Here is a 26718-nt window from a genome sequence, read left to right as displayed (position 1 = left end):
ATTTACCATATTTTGTTTTCTTTACTTACAAAATGTGGTATTCTGAATACGTTGTTATTTGTTACAGCAAAACGCTGTTTTTTACAGAAGATGATGGGAATTTTTATGCGAAAGCTAATTGTATTTTTAATTATTCTTACAATTCTGGGCACTGCCGTGCTTATTACAATGAATGTCGTGAAAAAACCTGCCGATAAAGAAGCTGACACAACAGTGGAACTGTCACAGCCGATTGACCTGTCCGGTCTTGACTATCAGCCAACCGGCAGCATCACAACTGTCACAGATGCCAGTGCACAGGTCACTTCTAATTCTTTTACTATCAGCATGGATTTTGTCGGAGATATCATGCTTGCCGGAAATGAAACTGCCACCAGCAGCATCGATGCAATGGCAAGCAGCCAGCCAAGCACATATTTCTTTGAAAATGTGCGGGATTATTTTCTAAATGATGATATCACGATTGCAAACTGTGAAAATGTCTTCTCCGATAATGAAAATCTGGTCAAAACAGATAAGGGAGAAACCGCCGCGAAGGAACAATATGACAACGCGGTCGCAGAATATAATTCCGCTGTTGCACTTGCGCAACAGACCGGAACAACGGTCAATATGGAAAAACCGGAATACACATTTCGCGCCTTCTGGTTCCGCTCAAAAGCTGCAAACGCCAAGCTTCTGCCGGAAAATGGTGTCGATGTCGTATCAATCGACAACAATCACACCTATGATTTCGGAACGGACGGCAACATGGATACGCGCGCTGCCTTAGATGTGGCAGGTATTGACTGGGGGAAAGACGGAAAGATTGTCTATAAGGAAATCAACGGATTCACGATTGCCTTCATATTCGGTAGTATGTACTCTGCCGGTGGTGAACAGGCGATGTTAGTGGATCTGGAAGAAGCAAAACTAAACAGTGATTATCAGGTTGTGTATTTCCACGGTGGCGAAGAGAAGGTACACGCCTATGAGGACTGGAAGCAGGCGTCCTGCCATAACTTAGTCGACCATGGTGCCGACCTCGTCATCGGTTCCCACCCACATGTGCTACAGCCAATGGAAACTTACAATGGTGTAAACATCGTATATTCGCTGGGGAACTTTGTCTTTGGTGGAAATAATTATCCAGAAAACAGAACATTGATCTATAATCAGACTCTGACCGTTACGCAAGATATCACAACTGGTACATTCTCCGTAACAAACACGGATGTAACTTTGATTCCGTGCTATGTCTACACTGGGGAATCCAACAACTATCAGCCTGCAGTCATCGAGAATGAAACGGACAAGCAGCTTGTAATCGACTTTATGCAAGGAAAGCGGGAACTGCCTTACTAGGCATCCCGCTTTTTTCTACGATACTTTTTTCTTTTTTTGCGCACGGTCTTGCCGCGTTTTGCTGCCTGTTCCTTGCGGAATTCCTGAATCTCCGCAAGCATCGCGGCATAATCCCGCTCAAAGAGCGCATCACTGATTTCCTTATGAACCACCTCGACCGGTAACCGGTCCACGATAATCGTACGAACAAAATCCTTACTCTTCTGCTTGTACATCGGCAGTCCGTATTTCTCCTGAATATGAGCAAGCTCCGGGCGCCACAGCACACGGATCGTCCGAAGAAGCTGTGCATGTGGATTGTCCTGCATCTCGCGCACGATATAGAAATCCACATGGTCTTCTTCCTGTTCTACCGACACGATACCCCAATATCCCGGCACATGCTCTGCAACATGACTTGCGTGTGTGCTCCCGACAACCACGATATTCGCATCAAAATACAGATCATAATCGGCGACCTGCCGCTCTAACCGCGTATATGTATCCGCATCACTTTTTATCTCGATTCCAACGATTTTTTCGGGAATCACCATCACGACATCCGCCCGCGAACGCCCGACGGTTTTCTCCTCTAAGATGCGCACCTTACCATACCGCTCTTCGAGGAACTCAAATAACGGTTCCCGTATATCTTTATCTAGTAACATCGTATGTTCCATCCTGTTTTTCTAGCACATTCTGAACATACTCTGGCTGTTCAATATCTGTGCTGATTTCCATTTTAGCAAGATATCACAGCAAAAACAAGAAGGATTGCCAAAGCAATCCCTCTTTCAACAATCAATCTTTACTTCTCAGTGCTTCTTCCATAATTTCATCTTCATTATATGCCGGTGCATATTTTATAACGATTTCATATAATGGCTGAATTGTTTCTGCGTCCTCTTCCAACTCATCTGCCATCTCTTCCAATGTTTTATTTTTCTTCAAAAAATCAGCCAGATATTCAACCCTGTGCGTTTTGCAATCTCTCCAATTCTCATGCTTTTCGTTCCTTTCGTGTTGGTCTATATGCGATTTATACAGCATGCACCAAGTGCAGAGTCAAGGAGAATTTATGATTTTAGATATATTTTCCCGTAATACTGTCTTTATTTGCTGCGATCTGTTCCGGTGTTCCAACCGCAACGACACGGCCACCGGCGGCACCACCGCCCGGCCCCATGTCTATCACGTAATCGGCGTTCCGGATCACATCTAAATCATGTTCGATCACAAGCACGGTTGCACCCTGATCGACAAGTGCCTGAAATACGCCAAGCAATGTCTGCACATCCAGCGGATGCAGCCCAATCGTCGGCTCATCGAATACAAAGACCGAATCCGCCTGACCTTTCCCCATCTCGCTGGCAAGTTTCAACCGCTGTGCTTCTCCACCAGACAGGCTCGGTGTCTCCTCGCCCAGCGTCAGATAACCGAGTCCCAGATTCTTCAATACCTGCAGGCGCTGGCGCACGACCTTCCAATCTGCCGTTGCTTCCAACGCAGTATTCACATCCATATCCATCAACTGTGGCAGGGAATACTTCGCTCCCTGTTTCGTCTTATAGCCGATCTGCCATGCTTCCTTCCCGTACCGTGATCCGTTGCATTCCGGACATGGTACATCCACGTCTGGCAGGAATTGCACATCGAGACTGATCTGTCCTGTTCCATCACACACCGAGCATCGCAGCTTTCCGGTATTATAGGAAAAATCTCCTGCCTTATATCCTGCGTTCTTCGCATCTGGTGTCTTTGCATATATCTTCCGCAGTTCATCGTGTACATTCGCATACGTTGCGACTGTCGACCGCACATTGATTCCGATTGGCGATGCGTCGATCAGCTTCACATGTGCGATTCCCTCTGCCGAAATCTGCTTTACATGTGCTGGTAGCGTGGCTCCCTGCAGGGATGCTTCCAAGCCTGGAATCAGGCTTTCTAAAACCATTGTTGTTTTTCCGGAGCCAGACACTCCGGTTACTACGGTCAAACGCCCCTTCGGGATATCCACTTCCAATGGTTTGACTGTGTGAATCGCATCCGTCGACAGATGCAGTGTTCCAAAGTCAAACTTTTCCTCCGCGCGCGCCTGCTTACGCACACGCATATCCGCTTTCCGCGCCAGAAATGGTCCTATCATCGAATCCGGATTTGCGATAATCTGCGGAATATCACCCTGTGCGATCACATAGCCACCACCGGCACCTGCCTCCGGTCCCATCTCAATAATCCAATCCGATTCCGATAAGATCTGTGTATCGTGGTCGACCAGAAGCACCGAATTTCCGTCTGCAACAAGGTCATGCATAACAGCATTCAAGCCTTGAATATTCGATGGATGCAGTCCGATCGACGGCTCGTCCAATACATATAATACACCGGTTGTACGATTCCGCACGGCGCGTGCAAGCTGCATCCGCTGCCGTTCCCCCGTCGAAAGTGTAGATGCTACACGATCAAGCGAAAGATAAGAAAGTCCCAAATCCATCAACCGTCTGGCTACGGTCTGGAACGACTCACAGATTGCCTCTGCCATCGGCCGCATCTCCTCCGGCAAAGAATCCGGCACACCAGCTACCCAGTCGACCAATTCCCCAAGCGTCATCTTACAGGCTTCATCCAATCCAATTCCGCGCAGCCGTGGTGCCCGCGCCGCTTCAGAAAGCCGGCTACCACCACATGCCGGACATACCTCTTCCTTAAGGAATTTCTCAACACGCTTCATGCCCTTTTCATCCTTCACCTTCGCCAAGGCATTTTCCACTGTATAAATGGCATTGTAATATGTAAAATCAAGTTCACCCGCCTGATTTGATTTTTTCGCCTTATACAAAATATGCTTTTTCTCCGCCGGTCCATGATAGACAATGTCTTTCTCCCGCTCCGTCAGCTCACGAAATGGAACGTCTGTACGCACGCCCATCTCCCGGCAGACATCTGTCATCAAAGACCACATGAGACTGTTCCAAGGTGCAACGGCGCCATCGTCAATGCTGATGGAATCATCCGGCACAAGCGAATCAATATCCACCGTTCGGACACTGCCAGTTCCGCCACAGTTCGGACACGCCCCCTGCGAATTAAATGCCAGTTCCTCCGCACTTGGTGCCTGCACCTTCGCCCCGCACTCCGGACACAAAATCTCCTGTTCTGCTGCCACCTTTAATGTGGGCGGCACATAATGTCCGTTCGGGCAGCGATGGGATGCCAGCCGGGAATACATCAACCGCAGGCTGTTCAAAAGCTCCGTCCCGGTTCCAAATGTACTGCGAATCCCCGGAATGCCCGGCCGCTGATGCAGTGCCAGTGCTGCCGGTACATATAACACTTCATCCACCTTTGCCTTTGCCGCCCCGGTCATCCGCCGCCTTGTATAAGTCGACAACGATTCCAGATATCGTCTGGAACCCTCAGCATACAACACGCCAAGCGCAAGTGATGATTTGCCCGACCCGGACACACCTGCAATCCCAACGATCTGATGTAATGGCACATCCACATTGATATTCTTCAAATTATGTACGTTTGCGCCTCGTACTACAATCTTCTTCGGTTCATTCTCCGTCATGTTCGTTCCTCTTTTCGTCCAAAGATCCAGTCAATCTGTATTTCTAAATTTTATTTACTCAGCCATGCCGCCCTTTGCGACATACTCCGCGAGTGTCAGGTTCTCCGCCTTCATCCGTGCGCGCATCTTCCCATCAATAAAAGACCAAATGTACAGATGGAAAATACAAGCACATTCATAATCTGACTTCTTCTATAATCGTACTGCTTATCCAGCTTCTCCATGAATTCTTCTTCGGATAACGGTGTCTGACCTTTTCTCCTGCGCCGTTCATTTTTCTTTGTCCACTGCTTCAGCCATTCTTCCGGCAGCTCCCGGCTTACCGACTCTTTGACGCCGCCAAAGAACGAGAGCTTCGCTTCCTTCGGTTTCCGTATGCTTCTATATTTCTTATAGTTTGTATTCGCCTTTCAGCCTATCCTGTAATAAAATATAATCCGCTTTCATCCGTCTCACTCCCCCATCTTCAAAATTTTCTTCGCACTTTCCGTAATGCTCTTATAACTCTCGCAGAATTCCTTCAAATGCTTCGCCCCCGCATCGGTCACCGAATAATATTTCCGGATCGGTCCAAGCGGGGATTTCTCTTTGCGACACTTAATATAGCCGTTCTTCTCCAACCGCGTAAGCACCGGATACATCGTTCCTTCGCCAAGCTCAGTGAATCCAGATTCCGTCAGCCGTTGCAGAATCTCATAGCCGTATGTCTCATGTTCCGCAATCACCGATAGCACGCATCCTTCCAGAATTCCTTTCATTAATTGTGTATCTATCATGATAGCTCCTCCATTATGGGGCAGTTTTCGTATTTCTTCTACTACACTACTTTGTATCGCCAAGTAGTGTGATAAGAAAATACCACAGCTACTTTGTATTGTCAAGTAGCTGTGGTATCTTAAATTTATTTATTTTCTTCCTTCTTCAACCAGACTGTCGACTTCTCCAAATCATATGCCCTCGTGTAACCGTCATCGTCATATAACTGATATGTGCTATTCGCATATCCAATCAACTGCAGGCTGTTCATATCAATCTCATCCACGCACTCTGCAGCATCCACAAGCGGAATGCACTTGCCTTGGCGGATAAATAAGATAACCTCATTCAACGGAACCTCGACAAAATGATGTCCCTTCGGCATTTCCGTCTGTTCGATTTTTCCATCCGGGCAGAAACGGACAAGCATCATAGCTTCCGGCAGGTACACATATCTGCCGATTGCATTCTGCGTATACACAGGTGCGATCATGATTTCATTTCCGAGCATCAACTGATCTTCCACATTTACAGCCATCCGATCTTCCGGGTACTCAAATGCAAGCGGCTTAAACATCATGTCATCGGTCAGTGCAGCCTTCATATATTCGCTGTAAATATACGGAATCAACCGATACCGCACACCGATTATATGCCGGAAATCCTCAATGTGTTCAAACTGATAACACTCCTGTTCTCTTGTGTTCTCGCAGGCATGATCCCGCATAAGCGGCGTAAATACACCGAGTGCCAGCCAGCGGAGCAGCAGATCCCGTGTCGTGTTACAGCCAAAACCGCCCAGATCGGCACCGGTATATAAGAACCCGCACATATTCAAGGATGGCAGCATCTTCAGATTCAGCAGAATATGTGACCACCAGGATTTATTATCACCGGTCCAAATTCCACCATAGCGATGCATGCCAATGTAGGATGAACGTGAGAACAACAGGCAACGCTTATCTGGCGAAATCTCACGGAGTCCTTCCCCCGCCGCCCGCGTCATGTTATATCCAAACAGATTGTGCACCTGATCATGCCGCACCATCTTGCCATCTACATTATGATACATAGATGCATAGTCTTCCGCATTGTTCGCAAGTCCGGTCACCTGCGCCCCGATTGCCCATACGTCCTGCACGGTTTCCTCTTTGTCGATGAACGCTTTCATCGCTTCCTTTACATCTTTTACACCCTCCGGTGTGAAAAAGATCGCCGGTTCATTCATATCGTTCCAAAATCCCTCTATGCCGGCATCCGTCAGGCGCTTATATTTCTCTCCAAACCATTTTCTGGCATCCGGATTTAATACATCCGGAAAATGTGTATATCCCGGCCAGACAGCGGCTACAAAATCACTTCCATCCTGTCTCTTACAGAAATAATTCTTCTCGACTCCTTCCTCGTATACATCATATCCTTCTTCGATTTTTACACCTGCATCAATGATTGGAACAAGCCGGATATGATCCTTCTTCAGGTTCTCTACATACTGCGGAAAATCACGGAACTCATCATTTACCGTAAAATCTTTATAGTTATCCATATAGTCAATATCCATATAAACCATATCTATCGGAATATGATTTTCCCTGTATTTTTCTGCCACCGTAACAAAATCCTCCGGCGTTTTATATCCCCAGCGGCTCTGCCCGAATCCAAACGCAAATTTCGGTGCAATATAGCTTCTGCCAATCATCTTCCGAAACTGCTTTGTAATATCGTATGGATTTTCGCCTGTGATAACATACAGATCGAGATCTGCCCTGTCACAGAAGATATGAAGCTCATCCGATCTTGTGTAACCGACATCAAAGGTGAGCGTTGACGGATAATCAAGATAAAGTCCAAACGTCTGCTCCCCTGACACGATAATAAAATTATGCGCAGCATACAACGAGTATACATCCTCATGATGATGGGGATTATCTGAATTGTTGCTGATATACTGGTAGCCGCGTTTGTTGATGCCACGGTTTGCTTCACCAAGTCCATATACGATATCCTCATCACGAAGCTTATAAGTGAAAGAAAATCCTTCCTGTAAATAAATGGTGCCAAACTCCGGCATTCCTTCCGATGCTGCAAATTGCTCTGTCACTGATTCTGTTGGAAATGGGGTTCCATAGGTATATTTTTTAATCATTTCGCATTCTCCTTCCGATTGTTTTGTCTTGCGTTTTGTTAATATCATTATATTGTCAGGTAAGCTAATATTCTTGCATTATCTTCGTTATTTTATGACACAATATTGACTTTTCTTAAAATATAGCCTATTTTAACTATAAGAACTTATGCAGACACCGGTCCGGCACGAGTCTACTTACAAAAAAAGGAACGATTTTACGATATGAACCAGGACATTTCTCTAAAAGAAAATATTCATTACGGAACAAAAGAACATCCTATTTCCAAATTACATTTTGATACAGGGGCCGGTACACCCTATCCGGAATATTTCTTTGTTGCGCGCCACTGGCACCACTATATGGAAATTCTCTATATTGAGAAGGGGAGCTTTGAATTCGAGATCAATCTGCAGAGCTTTACCTTATCACAAGGAGATATCTGTATCCTGAATCCCGGTGACCTGCATCAGATCAAGGGGAATTCCTCTGACACCAAGCACAACGTGATCTTATTCGACCCGTGTATTCTGGATTTTTCCTACGAAGATGAAATGCAGGAAAAATGTATCAGACCGCTGATAAACCAATTGGCTCTGTTGCCAAACATCTACCATTGCGGTTCATCCATCCATGCTACCCTTTCGCCTAAGATCAAGGCTCTTATGAATACTACATTACATATGGATACCGGCTGGTATATGACAAGCAAACTACTGATACTTGATATTATATCATCCATTTATACAGCCAGTCTCATGCAATCTGTCCAAAAGGCACACGCACAGACAAATCAAAAGAAAATACAGAACTATAAGTCTGTCATCTCTTATATGGAGCATAATTATAACCAGCCGGTCACCTTGCAGGACCTGGCGGATACCATCCCGTGCAACAGCCAGTATCTCTGCCGTTTTTTCAAGGATATTGCAGGTGTTTCTCCGATTCAGTATCTGCTTAATTACCGCATTCAAAAGGCATGTATTCTGCTTGAAACGACAAACAATCCAGTGCTTGATATCGCACTGGATTGCGGATTTGAAAATGTCAGTTATTTTATTCGCAAATTTAAAGAAATTATGTGTTGCACGCCCAAAGCCTATCGGAACAATCATACGCAAAGGTAATACAGGCGAATTATTCTCCGTGCTGCCATCCGATCGTTTATTATTCCCTGGATGGCAGGCAATTCTGCGGCTGGATGTTCCCGCTTCCACCGTATCGTCCGGATCTTTCTGCAAAGCTCCAAGGGCACCGTTCGATATTCTTCCCAGATTTTTCACGGTCCTTCCACCTATGGACGAAGTAAACTTACAGGAAGCCTCAAAGCTTTCCGGGTGCAATCCGTAGCATTCTGTCAAGGCTGCCTGCGAAGCACCCCAGACATCCCGAGCTTCATTTATAATCATCTGTTTTTTTGTCTTATCGATATACCCAAGCAATGTCGGAACCAGAAACGCCATTTTCCGCCTTAAGCATCGGAGCGAACGCACACTGTATTTATTCAGCGTAGGATCTCCGGCCATGATTTTCTGAGCGCCACATAGGAGATCAGAAAGTTTGCAAGCCAGCCGGCCGGTACGGCAAGCCAGACAAATGCGATTCCAAACCTCGGTGCACAAATCAGAGCAACCGCCAGACGGATTGCCAGATTTACCATATTTGCAACCAGAAACGGCCGCATGATTCCAAGTCCCCGAAGGACTCCATCTGTCGCCATCTTGATACCCATGAAGATGAAAAAATACCCAAGCCAGCTCATATAATCCCCGGATACCTGATATGCAAAAGCAGTTCCGTCTTTCCCAAGGAACAACGAAGAAATCTGCGTATGCAGTGTTTCAATAACGACAAAAGCAAGGATTGCAAAACTCACATCCAACACCAATGCAGCATGATAGCCCTTCTTGATACGCTGTGGTTTCTTCGCACCAAGATTTTGTGAAACGTATGGTGACACCGCATTTCCAATAGATACGAATATCAGAGAAAAAACATTTTCTACCCTCATCGTCGCAGCATAACCGGCAAGTGCCTGCGTACCGAACGGATTCACAACTGCCTGTACAATCATCATACCGATCGACACGGTGGACTGCTGGAGAACTGAAGGAACGGCAATCCGAAGCATGGAATGCAGTTCCTGCCGTTCAAACCAGCGAAAAGGGCTCTGATACTGCCGCATCCGATAAATAAAAATCAGGAAGGACAGCACTGCGGAGATTCCTTGTGCAATAAGAGTCGCAAGGGCTGCACCGAACACGCCCAGCCCCATGCCGGCCACCATCCAGAGATCCATAAGAATATTCAATATCGACGAAACGATCAGAAGCACCAACGGAATCTTCGACTCCCCGATGGAAGTAAACATGGTTGATAAAATGTTATACATAAACAGAAACGGAAATCCCATAAAATAGACCCGCAGATACAGCACCGCATCATCCAGTATATCCGATGGTGTGTGTAATAACCGCATCATCAAATCGGAAAAGCAAAATCCAAGGACACTCAGAAGTATGCTCAAGCTTAGAAAACTGATCAATGAAGTTGATACTATTGTTTTCATTTTTCCATAATTTCTGGCACCAAAATAACGGCTTACAAGCACACCGGCACCCACACCGGCACCCAATGCCACACAAATAAAAACATTGGTAAGTGCTGCACAGGCACCAACAGCCGCAAGCGCGGAAGAACCAACAAACTGACCGACGATTATGGAATCAGCCATATTATATACCTGCTGAAAGAAGCTGCCGAGAATCATAGGCATTGCAAATACGGTTAACGCTTTCAGAGGCGCATCTGTGATTAAATATTCATCTTTTGACATTGTAGTTCCCTCCTGAACTTTCCCGGTCTGTTCATAATGTCTTTTTTAATCTTTCCAGATCATCCGCATCCGGGTGGGATAAAGCGCGATCAAAATTCTCAATCAGCATATCAAGATTCGCCGGATGTTCCGGATTCTCTTTCATTTTGATATAACGGTCGTGCACAGACTGCGGCATCTTTCCCTGACACATATACGCTCCGATAACCTCATTGCTGGAATCAATAGATCGTCTGACCTGCTCAAGAATTTTGTTAAAATATGTGTCGCTTCCACCAAAGCCGGCTGTTCCAAACAAAAAAATCTTCTTATTTTTTAGTTTCGATAACAATTCTAATGTCTTATTGTCTGCGTTTCCTTTGTCCGTCCAAAAACCGATATACAGCAAATCAGATTCCGGTACCTGTAATTCATTCCCGCCAAAATAATCACACATATCCTGAGGCAGCGTTTCATGGATTGTGTCTGCAAGTTTCTTTGTATTACCGGTTACGCTGCTGAAAATTATCGAATAATTATTTGATGTCATCCTTCATTATCTCCCTTCATTTCCTGCTAACTTCTATTGGAGTAACATAATAATAGCATATCCAGTCCAAATAAGTCGTGATAATATTTTCTTGCACGCTCTATGTCTTTCACGACAATAAGTATATTTCTTAATTTCATATTTGCTTCTCCTTATAATGCAGAAACTTCTATTCCGCATTTCTCCTCAGAACAGATCCAACATATTATCCAGATAAATCGCTTCCCTCACATGCATCTGATACTCCGGCTTCGTCATATAATAAAGCAGGAATTCCAACACCAATGCACTTCCCAATCCGCGTCCTTCAATCTTGAAATTGGAAAATCCCATCGGCAGATAGACGTCTTTTATCGCATCGACTCCAATAAACCCCGGATTCAACATTGCCTTTGAAAACCGATATCCCTGTTCCGATTCTGGTGCCATGCATCTATGATCCGGTGCTTTTATGCCAAGTGCTTTCCGGCTCACATCCTCATAACATACTTTCCTGTCTTTGCACCCAAACCAACAACATTCATTGCACAAAAACTCAACCTTCGCCTTTTGCTCATCCGTCAACGTATGCAGATCTTCAAAATGTTTATTCAACCGAAAATCCGGCACTACATACTGAAACTCATCCCGCTTTAACTCATCCCGGAACTGTTCAAACTCCGTCAGAACCTTCGTGGTTGATGAGACAAGATACAATCCCGGATACTGCCTCTTCAGATACGACAGTAATAAATCCGAATGCACAATCACTCCATTTTGCACTGTTCCACCTTTTTCAAATAACGTGCAAAGTATGTTGCATTTCTTGTCAGATAAGTGTTCTTCCTGCAGCAACGAATTACTGAATGTCAGCCTCGCCGAAATACCATATTCCTGCATCAGATGCAACACTTCCTGCGCACTGTGATCTCCGTCTCCGATCCGTCCGCCACCCCAGATACAATCTGCCGGTGCCCCATAGATGGAGCCAATCTCACACCAATCATAAAAGTATTCCCGATGCTCACGGAATAACGGCAGAAATAATTCATACAACTCATAGAATTCAAATAACCCCGGAAGGTGGTAATATGCCGTTTTCTGTGTTTTTTGCTTCATTTATCGTTTCCTATCCCTTCATACCCTAACCTCTGGTACAAATTTCTTGCTCTTGTATTTCGCACATTTGTATCCAGCTCAACTACAACAATAACTACGCAAAAATCGAAACAGCTCTACATTTGTCTTACCATTTACACCCTCTGCCTGAAAATATTCCGGCAGGGCAATCGCCGTAGAGCATTCCCCGCAAATATCTATACCATATACGGGTGCCCGCTCCAGAAAATATTGAAGCATATGTTCAAGCATCCCCAGCGTCAGTTCGCCTTGATTCCAATTTGTTTCACTGTATTGTTCAGAAAGCACATCCTTGTCGATTGAAATGTACAACGGTACACCGCCGTGAATCCGTTTTAACCGTTCCACACCTTCTCCTTTACGGATTTCCTCTGCGGAAAAAGTTATGAGTTTATCCAGATGCTTCGTACGAATTTGTTTTATATCGTCTTCCGCCGGCCCGATCAAAATAAATTGTTGCAATGCCGGATTCTGATCAAGAACCATTCCCGCCCAATCGCCACAGCTCATCATTCCTTCCATTAACGGTTGCTGCATATCTGTATGATGATCGAAAACAATCAAAGAAAATGGCCTATGAATTTGATCCGTAAATATCTTTGTAACATAATGATAATTGCCAGAATCCACAAAATGGATTCCATGCACTCCATACGGCTCTATTCTCCTGCGGATCTCCCGCTCTGCCTGTGGCGAACAATACAGGTCGCTGCCTTCAATATCCGAGCAGTCAATCCACGAAAATTGCTCTCGGTCCGCACAGATTTCATCATCGTATACGTGTGTAAAATCCAGAATCAAATGATATGGTTTCATCTGTAATTCACCCCCATAATATACATTCCCCCGAAATTTTCAGACGGAACCAACAAACGCATTTACTATGTTCCTGCTGTTTTCATCTACTGCATAGGAAAATTCGGGATGCCATTGTACGCCCACTATAAACTTATTCGATGGCATATAGATACTTTCAATCAAACCATCTTCCGAAAATGCCATCGCCTGAAAATCGAGTGCCAGTTCTCTGATTGCTTGATGGTGATAACTGTTTACTCCTATTTGTTCCTTACCTAAAATGTTATAGAGCAATGTATCCTTTTGCAGTGTAACCTGATGTGCCACCCTGTCATATGGCGGTTTCATATGATGGTCAATACAACTGGTATGCTCTGTTGCCAAATCCTGATACAAAGTTCCACCATAGCAGGCATTCATAAACTGGATACCTCGACATATACCCAAAACAGATTTATCCCTCTCTACGGCTCCTGTTAAGATATATTGTTCCATTTCATCCCGTAGTTCGCAACAGGAACCACACCACGATTTCTTTTTTTCATGATACACAGACGGGGACACATCATGTCCACCAGTCAGCAAAAATCCACCACATATTTCGAGAAAATAATCAAGTTCCTTCTCATTTGCTGTAAGAGGGAGCATCATAGGAATCGCATTTTCCGCCTCCAACATTTTCATATATCCGGGCAGCATCCAGTAGCTTTCTTTTTCATCATCATAAAGTGGCATAATACCAATCACTTTTCGCATCGTCGATTTCATTTCTCATTCCTCCAAATGCTGATTTTTGTTTTACCTTAGCTATATTTATTGTGTTTTTCTTATCTGATCAGCTGTGTACCAAACCTCAAGTCACGCCTATTAGAAATAATAAACTTTTACTCTTGAGGATATGGTTCGATTCCCAAAGAATACTTCACCTCGTCACACAATTCTTCATAGGATAAATCATATGGAAAAGGCTCTGCATCATCCATAATATTGTTCATTAGCTCATCCAGATCCCCACATTCTATTACAATAAAGGGCTTTTTACTAAAAAGGGCTTCATCCACTCTGAAAAATAATCCTTTATATGTAAATACTGATCGCTCAGAACGATGCATTTCTTCAAAATCATCTGAACAGCTTGTTGTTTTAACCTCATAAGTTAAACGGATTTCGTATTTTGAAGCACCTAATTGAAGCATAATTTGCTCTATCGTATCTTTAACCGCTTCAAAATCAGCTCTTGATACATCTTCATACCACCACATCTTTGTCCCCTCTGCTATTTCCAATGTTACTCTCCAGCCTTTTATTATATGCAGTCAATCTTCTTCCTGAATGATCCTCTGTATGTTCAAATAAAAGCCATTGTTCACATTCCTCTTCATAATGCGGATAAGCATTGGAAATATAGCATTCTATTCTCACACCGTTATCCATTTCAACGAACAAATCATTGGATTTACTAATGGATATGTTTGTGACTTTTCCGCCAATTATCTGATTCCGAAACTTATCTGTATTGAACCATTCATCATTATGTTTGCTCTCTTCTTGATCCCAAGAATTGTAATCCATCGTTGTTATTATCAAATCATCATTAAGAAAAATTCTAGTCAATCCCAGTCCATGCAATACGAGATTATCGCTGAAACAGAAATCCAGCATTTCACATATGCAGTTAAGCCCTTCAAGTCGTTTTCCGACCCAAAGATTAATAAAATCATTTATCGTTTTATCCATGATAATCCTTTCCTAATGAGCGGTTTCACCTAACACCCATATGTTTTTCTGTACTTTCACTGACAATGTTTAGAATCACGAAAGTTTATATTGCATAAAATTTTTATTCGGAACAAATCCAAAGTTCGAATATAACTTAACGCCCATATCTGACGCCGTGATCTGTACTGTTCCACAGCCATATTCTTTCGCATCATGAACAACACGCGTCAAAAGTTCTTTTGCGATACCCTTTCTTCGATAGTCCGGATTAGTAAACATGCTGGATAGTAACCCTATCTTTCCACTCGGGCATCCAAAATAAGGTGGTTTCTCTACAAAGGACATCCCACTCGTTCCAATAATCTTATCCCCGTCAAAAGCAAGCCATGACACAAAAGTTCCATCTCCCATATGGCGTATATAATACTGCTTTAATGCAGGTGCCAAATCAATATTCTCCTTGGCACCTTCTTCTCTTAGTTGCTTTATCCGCATATCAATAAAAGTGTTCAGTTCTTTCTCTGTCAGTCTTCTATACTCTATTTTCATGGTATCCTCCCCTTGATTTTACTTATAATTTTCTCGTAATCCTTGGCAGCTAATCCACCCCATGCTTTATCTTCGCCTCAATCTCTTTCAACTCAGTTATTCTATCTATCCTGATAATTGTCTTTATGTTATTATCAAAGCCATTAAACAGGCAAATCAATTCATATCCAATTTCCCGAAGTTCTTTGGCAACGATATTTGCTTCCAGTATATCGTAGTTTATTTCAGATGTAATCTCTTTTCCCGACAAAGAATAATTTATAACTTCACGTCGATATTCAGAATTTACCCTCTCCGCATTCAATTGTTTTCCTGAACCAATACTCAACAAAATTCTATTAATTCCTTTTACAAAGCTATCTATTCCGATGGTATTGTCCAATAAAAAAGCAAAACCATTTTTCTCCAATTCTCTTATCCAACAGTCATAGAAAGTATTGAAATGTTCCTCATCTTTACGGTCAAGCAGCACATGATACTCCGGCAGAGTATTTATGTCATATCGCCTGTCCGTAATTATCTCATTGAATGATTCGTAAAGTTTTGCATCTATAGTTCCTTCCTCAAAAACTAAATCATAACCATCATATTCACATGAAATACTGAATAACTCCGGTTTCATTTGTTTTTTACTTTTTATAAAATCTATAAAATGTCTCACTTTTATGCCCCTTATTGAGTTTCAAACAACAAAATGCCTGTTATATATGTAAAGCAGGACAATTGACTTTCTATCAGCTATCCTGCCTTTATTTACTAACAATTATACTTTTTCATTTTCCCGTGCTTCCAGCACTTCCGTAGTAATTGTGTCCGCATCGTATTCCGGAGCATGCTTCTTCACAATATCGTAGATGGGATGGATATCTTCGACAGATTCTTCAAGTTCATCTGCAATTTGATCAAGTGTTTTATTCTTCTGCACCTTTTTTACAACGGAAGCAACTAAATAACGGACTGTCCCTTCTGCGATTCCAGATGCACGCCCTTCTGCGATTCCAGATGAATACCCTTCCGCACGGCCTTCTTCCACGCCATCGTTATACCATTCACGCTTTGCATTCTCCATCTGCTTTTCGTATGTCAGATCAAACATCACACTTTTCTGCACATCCTCTCCGCGTTCCAGCAAAAAGTTCTTCAGGATATCTTCTGCAAACATAATCTTAAACTATCTTCCTTGAATACCCCTGCATCTTAAATTAAATGAATTGAATTTAAAAGCATGAATGTTCAAGAATAAATAATTTGACTATTCGTAGAAAGTAACTGTCTAAAAGCTACTATATGAAACTTATGCTTTGGTAGTAGACTAGCATAATCGAACTGAACATGTCAAGGACTTTTTCAAGAACGTTTGACAGCGTTTTGTATTTATTTCGTGGATTAATATATTTTCCAAATATTGTTGGATACGCCAGAAATTGCCGGTTAATCACTTGGTACCTAACAATGATATCGGATGCCGGATAACCGTTTTCCATTTTTCAGGAGCAACTTTTCTTGCATCTGAAAGATAAATTTCATGATGCAATCTATCTTTTGACAGATCATTTTCATACCCATTTTCCTGCAAATATGTATCCATGATTTCAACAGTCGCCGGTTCATCATCAAATGCTCCGAAATGCATAATCTGAACGCATAAGCCTTCTTCTATCGTGATAAACTCTGCCGACGAACAATCCAGTTTCTTCTTTTTCGTAGCGGTTTCTACCGCCCAGTCAAAATCCTTCTTCGTAATAAAATCCGGAAGTCTTATCACAGAAATCCAATTAAATGCATCCTTATTCGAGTAATCAATTCCATCAACATCATCCTGCCACCAAAAGCCTTCGAGCGGAGGTACAACGTATTCGAAGAATCCTTCTATTTTGTAATCCGTCTTGTAACTCATCTTAAGTGTATACGCAACTGCATATAAAACGCCAATCGCCTGCTGATACGCGCCATCCTTTTCATTCGGATTGCCTTTTCCTCTTACTGCGATATAGTTTGCCTTTGGAACATTCACTATCTCCGGCTTGTTCTTCGGCATATAAAATTCCTTGTATTCCTTCTTAAAATCAAACGCCATTTGTTCTCCCTTTTACATTCTTTCGCTTCAACACCTCATACACGCCAAGCAATATACACCCAACGGCATAACACAGGATATCTTTCCAATCAAATACGGAACCGACCAGAATACTTAAGAATCGATTATCCTGCCAACCTAACGCTTCCACAACATGGAACATCTGCAAAACCTCTACCAGTGCCGCAAAAATAAATACATACAGCGGTAACAATTTGCATCGCTCCGGTACAAATATTCTTATAAACGTATATATCACAACCACAACCAGCACGTCACCAATATATGGTCTTACAAATGCATCATGCACATATACCGCAATCAACACTTCAATCAATAGCAAAATCACAGTTGCTATTGCATATCCGATTCGCTTCATGTTCTTCTCCATTCAACAACATGCACTATAATCTTCCTCTGTTGTCTTCTATCCATTTAACCGCATAGTCAACAATCTGTCTCTGACTCATTAATTTGACTGTTGCATTTCCAATCTGAACGGTATGTACTGTATGGAATTTCTCGAACTCTTCTCCAATCTGTGTAAAATCTTCTCCATCCACATATAAGGTCTCGTAAGCCTTCCACACTCTTTTTCCATCTTCTAATACCGCACTATGCTCTGTACACATATGTTTTCCCGGATATTCTGCCCGAACGTCCGCCAAATGAAGGGAAGTGTTTTTATCATATCCTGTTCCTATCAACAATACTTTTCCATTTAGTTTATAGAGTTTTCCTATTGGAGATTCTTCACCAAATATATCTGACAAATCGTGATTTTCTACCAAATATTCTGCATTCTTCCCATAAGCACACACCGATCTTGCAGGATGTTCACTTCGAATACTTCCCGGTATCTGGCAGAACATTTCCGCTACCGCGCCCATTGTGTTTGTAGGTGTTAAATTTTTATCATACGCAGGCCAATATTCCCTGATAAGCGGCCAGTCTTCTTCGTCCTCATCCCAATGCACCCCAGTATCAGGATCCAGATTTTTCCACGATTGTGTTGGCATCATGATTGTTCCTTCCTCTCCAACCGTTTCAATCAACGCCTCGATAACTGCCTGTGCACCACCACATACATATCCCATATTTTTAAGGGAAGTATGAACCATTACCGTATCTCCGGATTTGAGTCTAAGCTCCTTTAATTTTTTTATAATATCTTTTTTTGCACAATCTTCATAATAATTTTCTCCCCATATGCCGCTCCATACTTCAACCTTTATTTTTCTTTAGCTTCTCTGTAAGGAGGATTCCTATTTATTATTGATGCCAATAAAATATTAGATTTTTTCCTTTCCCATAAATAAATCAATCGCATTAATATGATGAACTCCCTCTTGCTGATCTCTGTATTTATCTAAAGAAATAATATAACGTGGATAACCGTCCCTTATTTCTCTGAACGGTCTATACTCCCTTTCTTTTATTTTTTGCGTAGTTTTTTCATCGTTTCCCTGCAAACTATAAGCAACCTGAATATATGCATATTCTCCGTCATGTTTTCGAACAATAAAATCACATTCTAATTTACCAATCTTTCCAATACTTATCTGGTAATCTTGACTTGCAAGATATAAGTAAACTATATTTTCCAGCGATGATCCAAATGATAACCTGTTATCCGTATTCATAGAAAAGTAAATTGCCAAATCTGCAAGATAATACTTTTGATCTCTCTTTATTGCTCTTTTACTTTTTAGATCGAATCTATTACATTCATAAATTATTTTTTCTTTTATTAAATCTTCAATATAACCTCTTACTGTAGTTGCTTTTGTCTTATATCCTTCCTTTTCCAAACATTCCAATAAGCTATTCAAAGAAAACGGGGCTGCATAATTATTCAACAAGAAGGATTGTACTCGTTCATACACAGGGACATTAGAAATACGCCTTCTTGTCTTTACATCCTTTTCGAAAATTTCCGAAATAATTCCTCTTGTATATACTTGTCTTGTCGAAACATCATCAAATTCCAATGTTTTAGGAAACCCACCATTTAAGATGTATTCCTTAAATTCCAAATCCATATCAGAATCAATGTTTTTTCCAAAAAAATCTTTCATTTCAAGGTATTCCGCAAAATCCAACGGATATGTTTCAAAATTCAAATACCTGCCTGTCAACTTTGTCGAAATCTCATCGCTAAGCAGATACGAATTGGAACCCGTCAAGAAAATAGAATACCCCTCCTCTGCATATGCGTGAATTACATTCTCAAATCCTGTTACATTCTGCACCTCATCTATGAACAGAAAATAATTTTCTTCTTCCCCTAACATGGATTCTATCATTTCTTCAAGCTGTTCCGGAGTCTTTATATTTTTAAATCCTCTTTTATCAAGGGGGATATATATAATTTGTGATGATGGCACTTCATTATTACATAATTCGTTTATGATTGCCTTCAATATAAAGGATTTACCACATCTACGTATTCCAGTAATTACCTTTATAATATCAGAACTATAAAAAGGACGAATCCTCTTTAAATATTTTTCTCTTGGATATACATGTTTGAACATAATGGATACTCCTTTCATTCACATCTTATCACAAATCTTCATTTCGGGGTACTATTTTGTAGCTTTTTTATTTTTTAGTACCCTTAATAAAGATATTTTATTAAGTACATATGTTATAAGTGTTCCCATCCCTATTCAAATCCATCAGAGTGCCGTCAACTTTCCCTTAAAATTCATACTTTCTTAACTCACAATTCTTTATCCCGAATGCCGCAAATTCCTCGTTCGTCATATCACGGAAATACGACTCAATAATACGTGAAATTCCGTTATGTGCCACCAACAGATACACCGTCCCTTCGCTTTCGGCTTCTTCCTTGATATCATCCAGCAGATTATAGATCCTCTGGGAAAGCTTCAGCATAGACTCCCCGCCACCATAGCTGTTGACAAACTGCGCCTTGGCAACGGAAAATTCCGCACCATTTCGCGGTGTGGACTCATACCGTCCAAAATTCTGCTCTTTTAAGCGCATTTCTTCCTCTGCCGGAACGCCTGTCACTTCTGCGATATGCTTTGCGGTATCTGCCGCGCGCATCAGCGGCGAATACAGAATCTTGTCAATACGGATTCCTTCTGCCTTAATCCGTTCGCCCAATTCCTTTGCCTGTGTATGTCCAAGTTCTGTAAGTGCAATATCCGTCGCGCCACAGATTTTATTCTCTACATTCCAGATTGTCTGTCCATGTCTTGTAAAATAGAAGTATGCCATCATACTGTCCCTCCTGTATTTTCTACCAAGATACTACCATATCTAACCTTTGAATTCCACCGCATGTTTTCGTTTCCAGATTGGAAAGAGGTTCCGCTGGCAGATATAATTCTCGCGCTCTTTGATTCCAACCGCATGGAAAAATGTCTTCCACATATCGGTATATTCATCCTCATACTCTTCCGTCTTCCGAAGCGTCTCAAATTCCGCATCGGTCAGATAACGCAGGTAATTCGTCCCATCCTTCGGATGCACGCACGCGGTCTTCCTTGTATCATCAATGATCATCCAGTGTTCGGACGGCATGCGGTCTGCAAAATGTCTGCCGACCAGCATGATCACATCGCTTTTCGGTTCCAGATGGCACACATAGACTTTCCCGTCTAACGACTGAAACCGCGCAAATTCCCGGAAATGATGACTCTCATTCCCCACCTTCCGCCGCAGTTCCAATATCCGCATCACATGCGGATTCGTATAATAATCAAGCACGCGGCAGCCAACCGCGAATCCAACCCGCAGGAAATTATAGATTGCCTGCAATGCATCTTCCTCCGCGGAGAGTGTCGCATAATAGACATCCAGATATGCCTCATCCGAGATATCTCTCCGGATGGAACGAATCACCTTCTCTGCCTTTTCGGCATCGCCATCCACATGAATGTACTCATCGAACATCGTCTGTTGAAATACTGGCTCTTTCTTCACTTGTATCTGTTCGTGACCGATCCGCAAGGCTTCCACCCATGCATCGTAGATGCAGGTCATAATATCCTCCAGCCGGTCTTTACATGTATATATCTTCATAACTACAATCTACCCAATTCCGAAATCCGCCAGAGACATCTGCGTGAACGATTCATTCGCGTGCTCTGCCTTCCATATATCCTTCTGGTCGACGCCGGTCAACTGCCTTGTGATATACCCTTCCTCGATCGGTGTGTGATACATCTGCCTGCCACCACAGGTAATGAAATATTGTGCCCGTTTCAATACGACTCCCATCTTCTTCAAGGAAGCGAAATCGAGCCTGCCGTAACGTCTCGCGTATGTGATCCGTCCTGCCGATTTCGGTCCGATGCCCGGCACACGGAGCAGCATCGCATAGCTTGCCGTCTGCACTTCCACCGGGAATTGATCCAGATGCCGCAGTGCCCAGTCACACTTCGGGTCGACCAGTTCGTTGAAATTCGGCTTTTCCACGGATAACAATTCGTCCGCCTGAAATCCATAGAACCTGAGCAGCCAGTCCGCCTGATACAACCGGTGCTCCCGCAGGAGCGGTGGTGGTGTTCCGATCTGTGGCAATACCTTATCTTCATTCAGCGGAATATACGCCGAATAAAATACACGCTTCAAGTCAAAGCCCTGATACAACTGTTGTGTCGTCTGCAGCAACGTATAATCGCTCTCGCCGGTTGCCCCGATAATCATCTGCGTGCTCTGCCCCGCCGGTGCAAACCGCCGCCTTAATTTCGACATATCGAGCGGTGCAAGCTGATATGCGTTGTCCCATGTCAAAGCACTATCCAGAACCGTTCCATTCATCTTCGTAGCCAAATTCGCAATTGTATTCTGCATACCTGTCTCTCCAGTTACAGAAATATCTGAACCTGCGCCACGTTTCTTGCCTTGATCTCTGCTTCCATATGCCCCCGCATCATCACGCACAACATTTTCCGTTCCAAGTACAGCTTCCTTCTCCTTCATCAATCCTTCCGCAAACTGCTTCTTTGACTCAGTCCCGAAGATACTCTGCTTCAGAAACTGATTGCCCTTGCTTCTCTCCATGTGCGCGGATTTCCCGATTGCCATCCGGTGAGATGCGATTGTATTCCGCACCTTTCCCATCGGATCTAAGATTGTCTGCATTGTCTTATTCGGTGCCAGCGTCCGCAATCCTTCCTCCGTTGGCAGTTCCATATTCACGCTGATACGATCCGCCAGATATCCTGCTGCCGCAAGCAGTTCATCCGATGCACCAGGAATCGTCTTGACATGGATGTAACCGTTAAAATGATATTTCGTCCGAAGCAGAAGCAATGTCTCGCACATCTTCTCCATCGTATACGTCGGATTCTTCAGAACGCCGGAGCTTAAGAACAAGCCTTCAATATAATTCCGCTTGTAAAACTCCACCGTGAGCTCGCAGATTTCCTCCGGTGTAAAGGTTGCCCGCTTCACATCATTACTCGCCCGGTTGATGCAGTATTTGCAATCATAGACGCAGTGATTTGTCATCAGAATCTTAAGTAGCGAGATACATCTGCCATCCGAAGCAAAGCTATGGCAGATGCCGCATGCCGCTGCATTGCCGAGTTCTCCTTTCTTCCCCCGGCGATCCGATCCGCTCGACGTACATGCCACATCGTACTTGGCAGCATCCGCAAGAATCTGCAGCTTCTCCTGCGTTGTATATTCTTCTATGTAATTGTTCGTCATTTCTGTACTCATACTTATATTATACGAACAAGCGTTCTTAATTGCAAGTTTTTTCGAACACTCGTTTGTATTTATTCAGAATAACCAGAAAGCACAAAAACAGACGAAGCAGAATTTCCACTTCGCCTGTTTCAAGATTACGCCACTACCCGTTTCTTCGCCGACACGATATTCGCAACAATAATATAGAACACACCATATAAAGCCATCGCCAGCATATTGATAAATGCCGGTTTCAGCCCTGAAACACTCACCGTCTCCAGTGTCTTCAGATATTCATTCGTCTGAATATACCAGTACGCCGGAAAGATACGACCCACGGCAAGCACGCCATCCGGCAGCCATTCAACCGGGATAAATGCACCGCACAGAAATGCCGAGCCAAGTGCCACGACATTCACGATTCCATTAACCGCTTCCTTGTTGTTGAAGATGCTGGATATCAGGAACGCCATCGTCAGGGCGCACAACGTAAACACGAACGAATTTGCCAGATACATGGCACCCTGCGCACTGAACATTGCCTTTCCAACAATCACAAAACTGATCACACCATAGAACAGCCATAATGCCATCGCGAATAACAGATTCGACGCAAGCAGGATCGCATTGTGCTTCTTATAATTCATACTGCTGATCGTGATTCGCTTGCGGATCGGCAGCTCCTGAAAGCTCGTAAGCACCAGACAGATCACGAAGATCGCACCGGCAAGCAGACTGTAGCTTGCAAAATTATAATAACCCGCTGCCTTCGACATGCTGTTTGTATCAAGTGTCGTCGTCACATGCACGGTTGATGTCTGTTCCAAAGTCTGCGTGATATCCTTGCAGACTTCCTCCTCATTCAGGGATATGTTCATTTCATCCGGATTTGCCTGCAGAGCGGCATTCACGTAGTTTTGCTGTATGGCAAGATAGCTTTCGACCATCATCTGTGCGAAGCTCGCATCCGCCGACTGGCAGCTCTTATACCGAAGTTCCGGATTCTCTCCGTTCAGAACCGCCTGCCGGTAGCCCTGCGGAATATAGATTACAAATGCTACCTGCCGATAGAAGATTGCATCGTCTATGTCCTCTTCGCTTTTCAGTTCTTTCCGTTCACTGTGCGCTGCGATATAATCCGTAAAATTCTTCGTGATTCCGACATTTTCATCCTGATTCACAATGACGATTTCCGGCTTGTCTGCGGTGAACTGGCTCACCGTATCCCCGCTTTTTGCGTTGATGCCACCGAACAAAAGAAGCAGCACCGTATACAGGATCACCATGCCTTTACATTTATTCAATACATGCAGAAATGCTTTAAATACTGTCATACTTCTGCCTCCTTAATCCCTGTGCGGACACAAGCAGCATGAAGGCAGAGAAGATTCCAAGACTTGCTACATCCATCCAGAAACGCTTGTCCACACCATAATAATACAGCGCATAATATCCATCTGTGATCATCGCCGCCGGATTGATCTTGTCTAAGAACGGCACATGTTTCTCGATGATATATTTCATGGTAATTCCCATCATGCCAGACAGGAAACAGCATGCCATCGTGATGCCGATCAGTATTCCAAGCTTTCCGTTCTCGCCGGTCTTGACAACTGTAGTCACCATGATCGCAAGCGTCAGTCCAGCCAGACTTCCCGCAAGTGCCAGCAGGATCACATATGGCAGATTCTCCCCGTAATCGACCTTCATCACGAAGATCGTATACACAAATAGAATCGCAAGCCCGATCAACTGCGTACAATATGCGGCAAGCAGGGATGAAAACATCGTCTTCGCCTTGCTGATCGGAACAATGGCTGTACGCTTTCCGAGATTTCCCATGTTCGGAAGATTCCGGCTCAGTGCCGTCATTCCGAGGATACCGCCATACAAACAAGCCATCGCAATCAATGTGTAATACTCAATCATCGTATAACTCATATTCGCACGGGATGCATCGATAAGATTCGACTCTCTGCCTGCAACCTGTTCCATTACATTTTTGTAGAGTACCTCAATATCCGGCATAGTCCCCTGCTCAATCTCATTTTGTACACGTTTTTCCATGAGTGCAGAGGTATGTACGATCTCGTCTACCACATATTGAAGCACTGTCTGGTTGATACCATTTTCGTGAATCCAGATCTCCGGCTGCTCGCCATTCATGTACAGCACGCCATCGACATCCCCATCTGAAAGCAGCGTATCTGCTTCATCCTTCGACACATACACCGTGTCAAACATCTGCTCATCGCCTGATTCATCACTCAAAGTCTCAAATGTCCGGCGAAAAGCTTCATTTTCCTGAAAATCCTCGTTATCGACAATCGCAATCGGAATCACGTTCAGCCTCTCACTGTCCTCGATATTGGAGAATGCCAGCTTGAACATCGTGCCAAGCACAAGTGGAAACACAAATGTCCAGAACAAAAGCATCCGGTTCCGCATCAGGACTTTGAATGTATACTTAAAGTTATGTCCAAACATCAGTCTCTAAGCTCCTTTCCGGTCAGCTCCAAGAACACATCGTTGAGCGTCGGACGCTCGGAGAAAATCTTGTTGCAGGTGATTCCCGCCGCACTCAGTTCCCCAATCAGCTTCGCCACGTTATTTTTGCCGCTCTTATAGGTGATTACAAGCTGATGGTCGGCATATTCCGCCTTGTCGACATTCGGTGCGGCCTGTAACTTCTCCAAAAATTCCGGTTTGAAATGCTTCGTCTCGATCGTGACCTTCTCCTCGATCTTCGCAAGTGCCTTTAACTCGTCGGACGTTCCCTGCGCAATGATCTTTCCCCTATCCAATATGATGATCCGGTCACACAGGATCTCAACTTCTTCCATATAATGTGTCGTGTAACAGATCGTCGCGCCATCATCCCGCAGCTTCCTGATGCCATCCAAAATGTTGTTCCGGCTCTGTGGATCGACCGCAACCGTCGGCTCATCTAAGAAGATCAGCTTCGGCTTGTGCGCAATCCCACACGCGATATTCAGTCGCCGGAGCAATCCGCCCGACAACTGCTTCGGATAATATTTGCGAAATTCATCCAGTCCGACTAATGCGATTGCATCCTCGATATCCTTTTTTCTCTCCTGCTTATCCTTCACATACAATCCACAGAAATAATCGATATTCTCATACACCGTAAGCTCCTCAAACACCGCTACCTCCTGGAAAATCACACCGATATCCCGCTTGATCTTATAGGCATCCGGTGTCATCTCCTCACCGAAGATCTTGATACTTCCCGCGCTGTATTTTAACAGCGAGAGGATGCAGTTGATCGTGGTTGATTTTCCGCTTCCGTTTGGACCAAGCAGGCCAAGAATCTCTCCCTGCCGGATCTCAAACGACAGGTCATCGACCGCCTTTTTCTGTTTATATTCCTTTGTCAGATTCTTTACTTCTACGACTGCGTTCATTTTGCTTTTCCACTCTCCTTTTTATTCCCAGCAATTGCGATATTGATTTCAGGATATATTTTAATATTGATTTATAAAGATATACGATATGTTTGAATCATAGAAGTTCTTAATGTTCTGTAATTATATTAGCCATGTTTGAACACGATGTTCAAACAAGCCGCCACTGAGCCATGGATGGCGAATTGGCGGCGGTGGCGTATTGGATGAAAAT

Annotated in this window: 28 protein-coding genes; 2 read left to right on the top strand and 26 right to left on the bottom strand. The window is 43.5% G+C overall.

The window, feature by feature from the left end; translation table 11 throughout:
* Positions 1 to 105: 105 nt before the first annotated feature.
* Entirely contained in the window at positions 106 to 1344 is a 1239-nt protein-coding gene (locus KP625_RS11460) for a CapA family protein (RefSeq protein ID WP_238297958.1), read from the top strand.
* Here KP625_RS11460 and KP625_RS11455 read toward each other — a convergent pair.
* From KP625_RS11455 to KP625_RS11435, 5 genes are all read right to left on the bottom strand, one after another.
* Entirely contained in the window at positions 1341 to 1991 is a 651-nt protein-coding gene (locus tag KP625_RS11455) for a sce7726 family protein (RefSeq protein WP_238297957.1), read from the bottom strand. The two genes, KP625_RS11460 and KP625_RS11455, sit on opposite strands and share 4 nt — an antisense overlap.
* Positions 1992 to 2124: 133 nt before the next feature.
* Positions 2125 to 2274: a hypothetical protein gene (locus tag KP625_RS11450; protein WP_238297956.1), complete on the bottom strand. Its 150-nt coding sequence runs from the start codon at positions 2272 to 2274 to the stop codon at positions 2125 to 2127.
* A 133-nt stretch (positions 2275 to 2407) separates the two neighbouring features.
* Positions 2408 to 4897 carry an ATP-binding cassette domain-containing protein gene (locus KP625_RS11445; RefSeq protein WP_238297955.1) on the bottom strand — a complete coding sequence of 830 codons (2490 nt, stop codon included), beginning with the start codon at positions 4895 to 4897 and terminating at the stop codon, positions 2408 to 2410.
* Positions 4898 to 5349: 452 nt separating this feature from the next.
* Complete coding sequence (locus tag KP625_RS11440; RefSeq protein WP_238297953.1) at positions 5350 to 5673, bottom strand: PadR family transcriptional regulator; 324 nt, start codon at positions 5671 to 5673, stop codon at positions 5350 to 5352.
* Between the two features lie 125 nt (positions 5674 to 5798).
* A complete protein-coding gene (locus KP625_RS11435; protein WP_238297951.1) occupies positions 5799 to 7799 on the bottom strand; it encodes a glycoside hydrolase family 31 protein in 2001 nt (666 codons plus the stop codon).
* Positions 7800 to 8003: 204 nt separating this feature from the next.
* Between KP625_RS11435 and KP625_RS11430 the strand changes: the two genes are divergently transcribed.
* On the top strand, positions 8004 to 8906 hold the full coding sequence (locus tag KP625_RS11430; protein ID WP_238297949.1) for an AraC family transcriptional regulator: 903 nt from the start codon (positions 8004 to 8006) through the stop codon (positions 8904 to 8906).
* A gap of 377 nt (positions 8907 to 9283) precedes the next feature.
* Here the strand turns inward: KP625_RS11430 and KP625_RS11425 are convergent, their stop codons facing one another.
* The 21 genes from KP625_RS11425 to KP625_RS11325 all read right to left on the bottom strand — a co-directional run bounded on the left by KP625_RS11425 (position 9284) and on the right by KP625_RS11325 (position 26504).
* A complete protein-coding gene (locus KP625_RS11425) occupies positions 9284 to 10615 on the bottom strand; it encodes an MATE family efflux transporter (protein WP_238297948.1) in 1332 nt (443 codons plus the stop codon).
* A 31-nt stretch (positions 10616 to 10646) separates the two neighbouring features.
* Entirely contained in the window at positions 10647 to 11144 is a 498-nt protein-coding gene (gene bilS / locus KP625_RS11420; RefSeq protein WP_238297946.1) for a flavodoxin family protein BilS, read from the bottom strand.
* Positions 11145 to 11170: 26 nt separating this feature from the next.
* Positions 11171 to 11284, bottom strand: a complete 114-nt coding sequence (locus KP625_RS13710; RefSeq protein WP_021986022.1) for a VOC family protein — start codon at positions 11282 to 11284, stop codon at positions 11171 to 11173.
* A gap of 46 nt (positions 11285 to 11330) precedes the next feature.
* Positions 11331 to 12242, bottom strand: a complete 912-nt coding sequence (locus tag KP625_RS11410) for a hypothetical protein (RefSeq protein WP_238297945.1) — start codon at positions 12240 to 12242, stop codon at positions 11331 to 11333.
* 78 nt (positions 12243 to 12320) lie between these two features.
* Positions 12321 to 13079: an arginase family protein gene (locus tag KP625_RS11405; RefSeq protein ID WP_238297944.1), complete on the bottom strand. Its 759-nt coding sequence runs from the start codon at positions 13077 to 13079 to the stop codon at positions 12321 to 12323.
* Positions 13080 to 13118: 39 nt separating this feature from the next.
* Positions 13119 to 13829: a gamma-glutamyl-gamma-aminobutyrate hydrolase family protein gene (locus KP625_RS11400; RefSeq protein ID WP_238297943.1), complete on the bottom strand. Its 711-nt coding sequence runs from the start codon at positions 13827 to 13829 to the stop codon at positions 13119 to 13121.
* 116 nt (positions 13830 to 13945) lie between these two features.
* Positions 13946 to 14323 (bottom strand): hypothetical protein, encoded by a 378-nt coding sequence (locus tag KP625_RS11395; RefSeq protein ID WP_238297942.1) that lies wholly within the window; start codon positions 14321 to 14323, stop codon positions 13946 to 13948.
* The gene (locus KP625_RS11390) at positions 14310 to 14798 is read right to left on the bottom strand and encodes a hypothetical protein (protein WP_021986017.1); all 489 of its coding nucleotides are present in this window, start codon (positions 14796 to 14798) and stop codon (positions 14310 to 14312) included. The genes KP625_RS11395 and KP625_RS11390 overlap by 14 nt, the downstream gene beginning before the upstream one ends.
* 75 nt (positions 14799 to 14873) lie before the next feature.
* A complete protein-coding gene (locus KP625_RS11385; RefSeq protein ID WP_238297941.1) occupies positions 14874 to 15329 on the bottom strand; it encodes a GNAT family N-acetyltransferase in 456 nt (151 codons plus the stop codon).
* A gap of 49 nt (positions 15330 to 15378) precedes the next feature.
* Positions 15379 to 15951 (bottom strand): hypothetical protein, encoded by a 573-nt coding sequence (locus tag KP625_RS11380; protein ID WP_238297940.1) that lies wholly within the window; start codon positions 15949 to 15951, stop codon positions 15379 to 15381.
* A 141-nt stretch (positions 15952 to 16092) separates the two neighbouring features.
* Positions 16093 to 16491, bottom strand: coding sequence for a hypothetical protein (locus KP625_RS11375; protein WP_238297939.1), 399 nt, complete (start codon positions 16489 to 16491; stop codon positions 16093 to 16095).
* Between the two features lie 273 nt (positions 16492 to 16764).
* Positions 16765 to 17406 (bottom strand): GyrI-like domain-containing protein, encoded by a 642-nt coding sequence (locus tag KP625_RS11370; RefSeq protein WP_238297936.1) that lies wholly within the window; start codon positions 17404 to 17406, stop codon positions 16765 to 16767.
* Positions 17396 to 17785, bottom strand: a complete 390-nt coding sequence (locus tag KP625_RS11365) for a ribosomal maturation YjgA family protein (protein WP_370641361.1) — start codon at positions 17783 to 17785, stop codon at positions 17396 to 17398. The genes KP625_RS11370 and KP625_RS11365 overlap by 11 nt, the downstream gene beginning before the upstream one ends.
* Before the next feature lie 25 nt (positions 17786 to 17810).
* Complete coding sequence (locus KP625_RS11360; RefSeq protein ID WP_238297934.1) at positions 17811 to 18527, bottom strand: aminoglycoside N(3)-acetyltransferase; 717 nt, start codon at positions 18525 to 18527, stop codon at positions 17811 to 17813.
* A 171-nt stretch (positions 18528 to 18698) separates the two neighbouring features.
* Positions 18699 to 19943, bottom strand: a complete 1245-nt coding sequence (locus KP625_RS11355) for an ATP-binding protein (protein ID WP_238297932.1) — start codon at positions 19941 to 19943, stop codon at positions 18699 to 18701.
* Positions 19944 to 20109: 166 nt separating this feature from the next.
* Complete coding sequence (locus KP625_RS11350; protein ID WP_238299940.1) at positions 20110 to 20655, bottom strand: histidine phosphatase family protein; 546 nt, start codon at positions 20653 to 20655, stop codon at positions 20110 to 20112.
* Positions 20656 to 20697: 42 nt separating this feature from the next.
* Positions 20698 to 21462 (bottom strand): TIGR03915 family putative DNA repair protein, encoded by a 765-nt coding sequence (locus tag KP625_RS11345; protein WP_238297930.1) that lies wholly within the window; start codon positions 21460 to 21462, stop codon positions 20698 to 20700.
* Positions 21463 to 21471: 9 nt separating this feature from the next.
* Entirely contained in the window at positions 21472 to 23109 is a 1638-nt protein-coding gene (locus KP625_RS11340) for a putative DNA modification/repair radical SAM protein (RefSeq protein WP_238297928.1), read from the bottom strand.
* A gap of 125 nt (positions 23110 to 23234) precedes the next feature.
* Positions 23235 to 24413: an ABC transporter permease gene (locus KP625_RS11335; RefSeq protein WP_238297927.1), complete on the bottom strand. Its 1179-nt coding sequence runs from the start codon at positions 24411 to 24413 to the stop codon at positions 23235 to 23237.
* Positions 24400 to 25566, bottom strand: coding sequence for an ABC transporter permease (locus KP625_RS11330; RefSeq protein WP_238297925.1), 1167 nt, complete (start codon positions 25564 to 25566; stop codon positions 24400 to 24402). The genes KP625_RS11335 and KP625_RS11330 overlap by 14 nt, the downstream gene beginning before the upstream one ends.
* Complete coding sequence (locus tag KP625_RS11325) at positions 25566 to 26504, bottom strand: ABC transporter ATP-binding protein (RefSeq protein ID WP_238297923.1); 939 nt, start codon at positions 26502 to 26504, stop codon at positions 25566 to 25568. The genes KP625_RS11330 and KP625_RS11325 overlap by 1 nt, the downstream gene beginning before the upstream one ends.
* Positions 26505 to 26718 lie beyond the last annotated feature (214 nt).

The sequence above is a fragment of the Eubacterium sp. MSJ-33 genome (assembly GCF_022174665.1).
In the GTDB taxonomy this organism is placed as follows: Bacteria; Bacillota; Clostridia; order Lachnospirales; family Lachnospiraceae; genus Coprococcus_C.
The sequence above is the reverse complement of the archived record's forward strand: the minus strand, read 5'-3'. Positions and strand labels throughout refer to the sequence as shown.

Coding starts and splice junctions, on each gene's coding strand:
- KP625_RS11425 (WP_238297948.1), bottom strand. CDS start 10,615: ATGTCAAAAGATGAATATTTAATCACAGATGCGCCTCTGAAAGCGTTA.
- KP625_RS11330 (WP_238297925.1), bottom strand. CDS start 25,566: ATGTTTGGACATAACTTTAAGTATACATTCAAAGTCCTGATGCGGAAC.
- KP625_RS11435 (WP_238297951.1), bottom strand. CDS start 7,799: ATGATTAAAAAATATACCTATGGAACCCCATTTCCAACAGAATCAGTG.
- KP625_RS11350 (WP_238299940.1), bottom strand. CDS start 20,655: ATGGCATACTTCTATTTTACAAGACATGGACAGACAATCTGGAATGTA.
- KP625_RS11395 (WP_238297942.1), bottom strand. CDS start 14,323: ATGTGGTGGTATGAAGATGTATCAAGAGCTGATTTTGAAGCGGTTAAA.
- KP625_RS11325 (WP_238297923.1), bottom strand. CDS start 26,504: ATGAACGCAGTCGTAGAAGTAAAGAATCTGACAAAGGAATATAAACAG.
- KP625_RS11440 (WP_238297953.1), bottom strand. CDS start 5,673: ATGATAGATACACAATTAATGAAAGGAATTCTGGAAGGATGCGTGCTA.
- KP625_RS11400 (WP_238297943.1), bottom strand. CDS start 13,829: ATGAAATCGACGATGCGAAAAGTGATTGGTATTATGCCACTTTATGAT.
- KP625_RS11340 (WP_238297928.1), bottom strand. CDS start 23,109: ATGAGTACAGAAATGACGAACAATTACATAGAAGAATATACAACGCAG.
- KP625_RS11385 (WP_238297941.1), bottom strand. CDS start 15,329: ATGAAAATAGAGTATAGAAGACTGACAGAGAAAGAACTGAACACTTTT.
- KP625_RS11355 (WP_238297932.1), bottom strand. CDS start 19,943: ATGTTCAAACATGTATATCCAAGAGAAAAATATTTAAAGAGGATTCGT.
- KP625_RS11360 (WP_238297934.1), bottom strand. CDS start 18,527: ATGGTTCATACTTCCCTTAAAAATATGGGATATGTATGTGGTGGTGCA.
- bilS (WP_238297946.1), bottom strand. CDS start 11,144: ATGACATCAAATAATTATTCGATAATTTTCAGCAGCGTAACCGGTAAT.
- KP625_RS11460 (WP_238297958.1), top strand. CDS start 106: ATGCGAAAGCTAATTGTATTTTTAATTATTCTTACAATTCTGGGCACT.
- KP625_RS11335 (WP_238297927.1), bottom strand. CDS start 24,413: ATGACAGTATTTAAAGCATTTCTGCATGTATTGAATAAATGTAAAGGC.
- KP625_RS11430 (WP_238297949.1), top strand. CDS start 8,004: ATGAACCAGGACATTTCTCTAAAAGAAAATATTCATTACGGAACAAAA.
- KP625_RS11345 (WP_238297930.1), bottom strand. CDS start 21,462: ATGAAGATATATACATGTAAAGACCGGCTGGAGGATATTATGACCTGC.
- KP625_RS11390 (WP_021986017.1), bottom strand. CDS start 14,798: ATGGATAAAACGATAAATGATTTTATTAATCTTTGGGTCGGAAAACGA.
- KP625_RS11405 (WP_238297944.1), bottom strand. CDS start 13,079: ATGAAACCATATCATTTGATTCTGGATTTTACACACGTATACGATGAT.
- KP625_RS11410 (WP_238297945.1), bottom strand. CDS start 12,242: ATGAAGCAAAAAACACAGAAAACGGCATATTACCACCTTCCGGGGTTA.
- KP625_RS11380 (WP_238297940.1), bottom strand. CDS start 15,951: ATGAAACCGGAGTTATTCAGTATTTCATGTGAATATGATGGTTATGAT.
- KP625_RS11370 (WP_238297936.1), bottom strand. CDS start 17,406: ATGGCGTTTGATTTTAAGAAGGAATACAAGGAATTTTATATGCCGAAG.
- KP625_RS11365 (WP_370641361.1), bottom strand. CDS start 17,785: ATGAAGCGAATCGGATATGCAATAGCAACTGTGATTTTGCTATTGATT.
- KP625_RS11375 (WP_238297939.1), bottom strand. CDS start 16,491: ATGTTTGCAGAAGATATCCTGAAGAACTTTTTGCTGGAACGCGGAGAG.
- KP625_RS11445 (WP_238297955.1), bottom strand. CDS start 4,897: ATGACGGAGAATGAACCGAAGAAGATTGTAGTACGAGGCGCAAACGTA.
- KP625_RS11455 (WP_238297957.1), bottom strand. CDS start 1,991: ATGTTACTAGATAAAGATATACGGGAACCGTTATTTGAGTTCCTCGAA.
- KP625_RS13710 (WP_021986022.1), bottom strand. CDS start 11,284: ATGAAATTAAGAAATATACTTATTGTCGTGAAAGACATAGAGCGTGCA.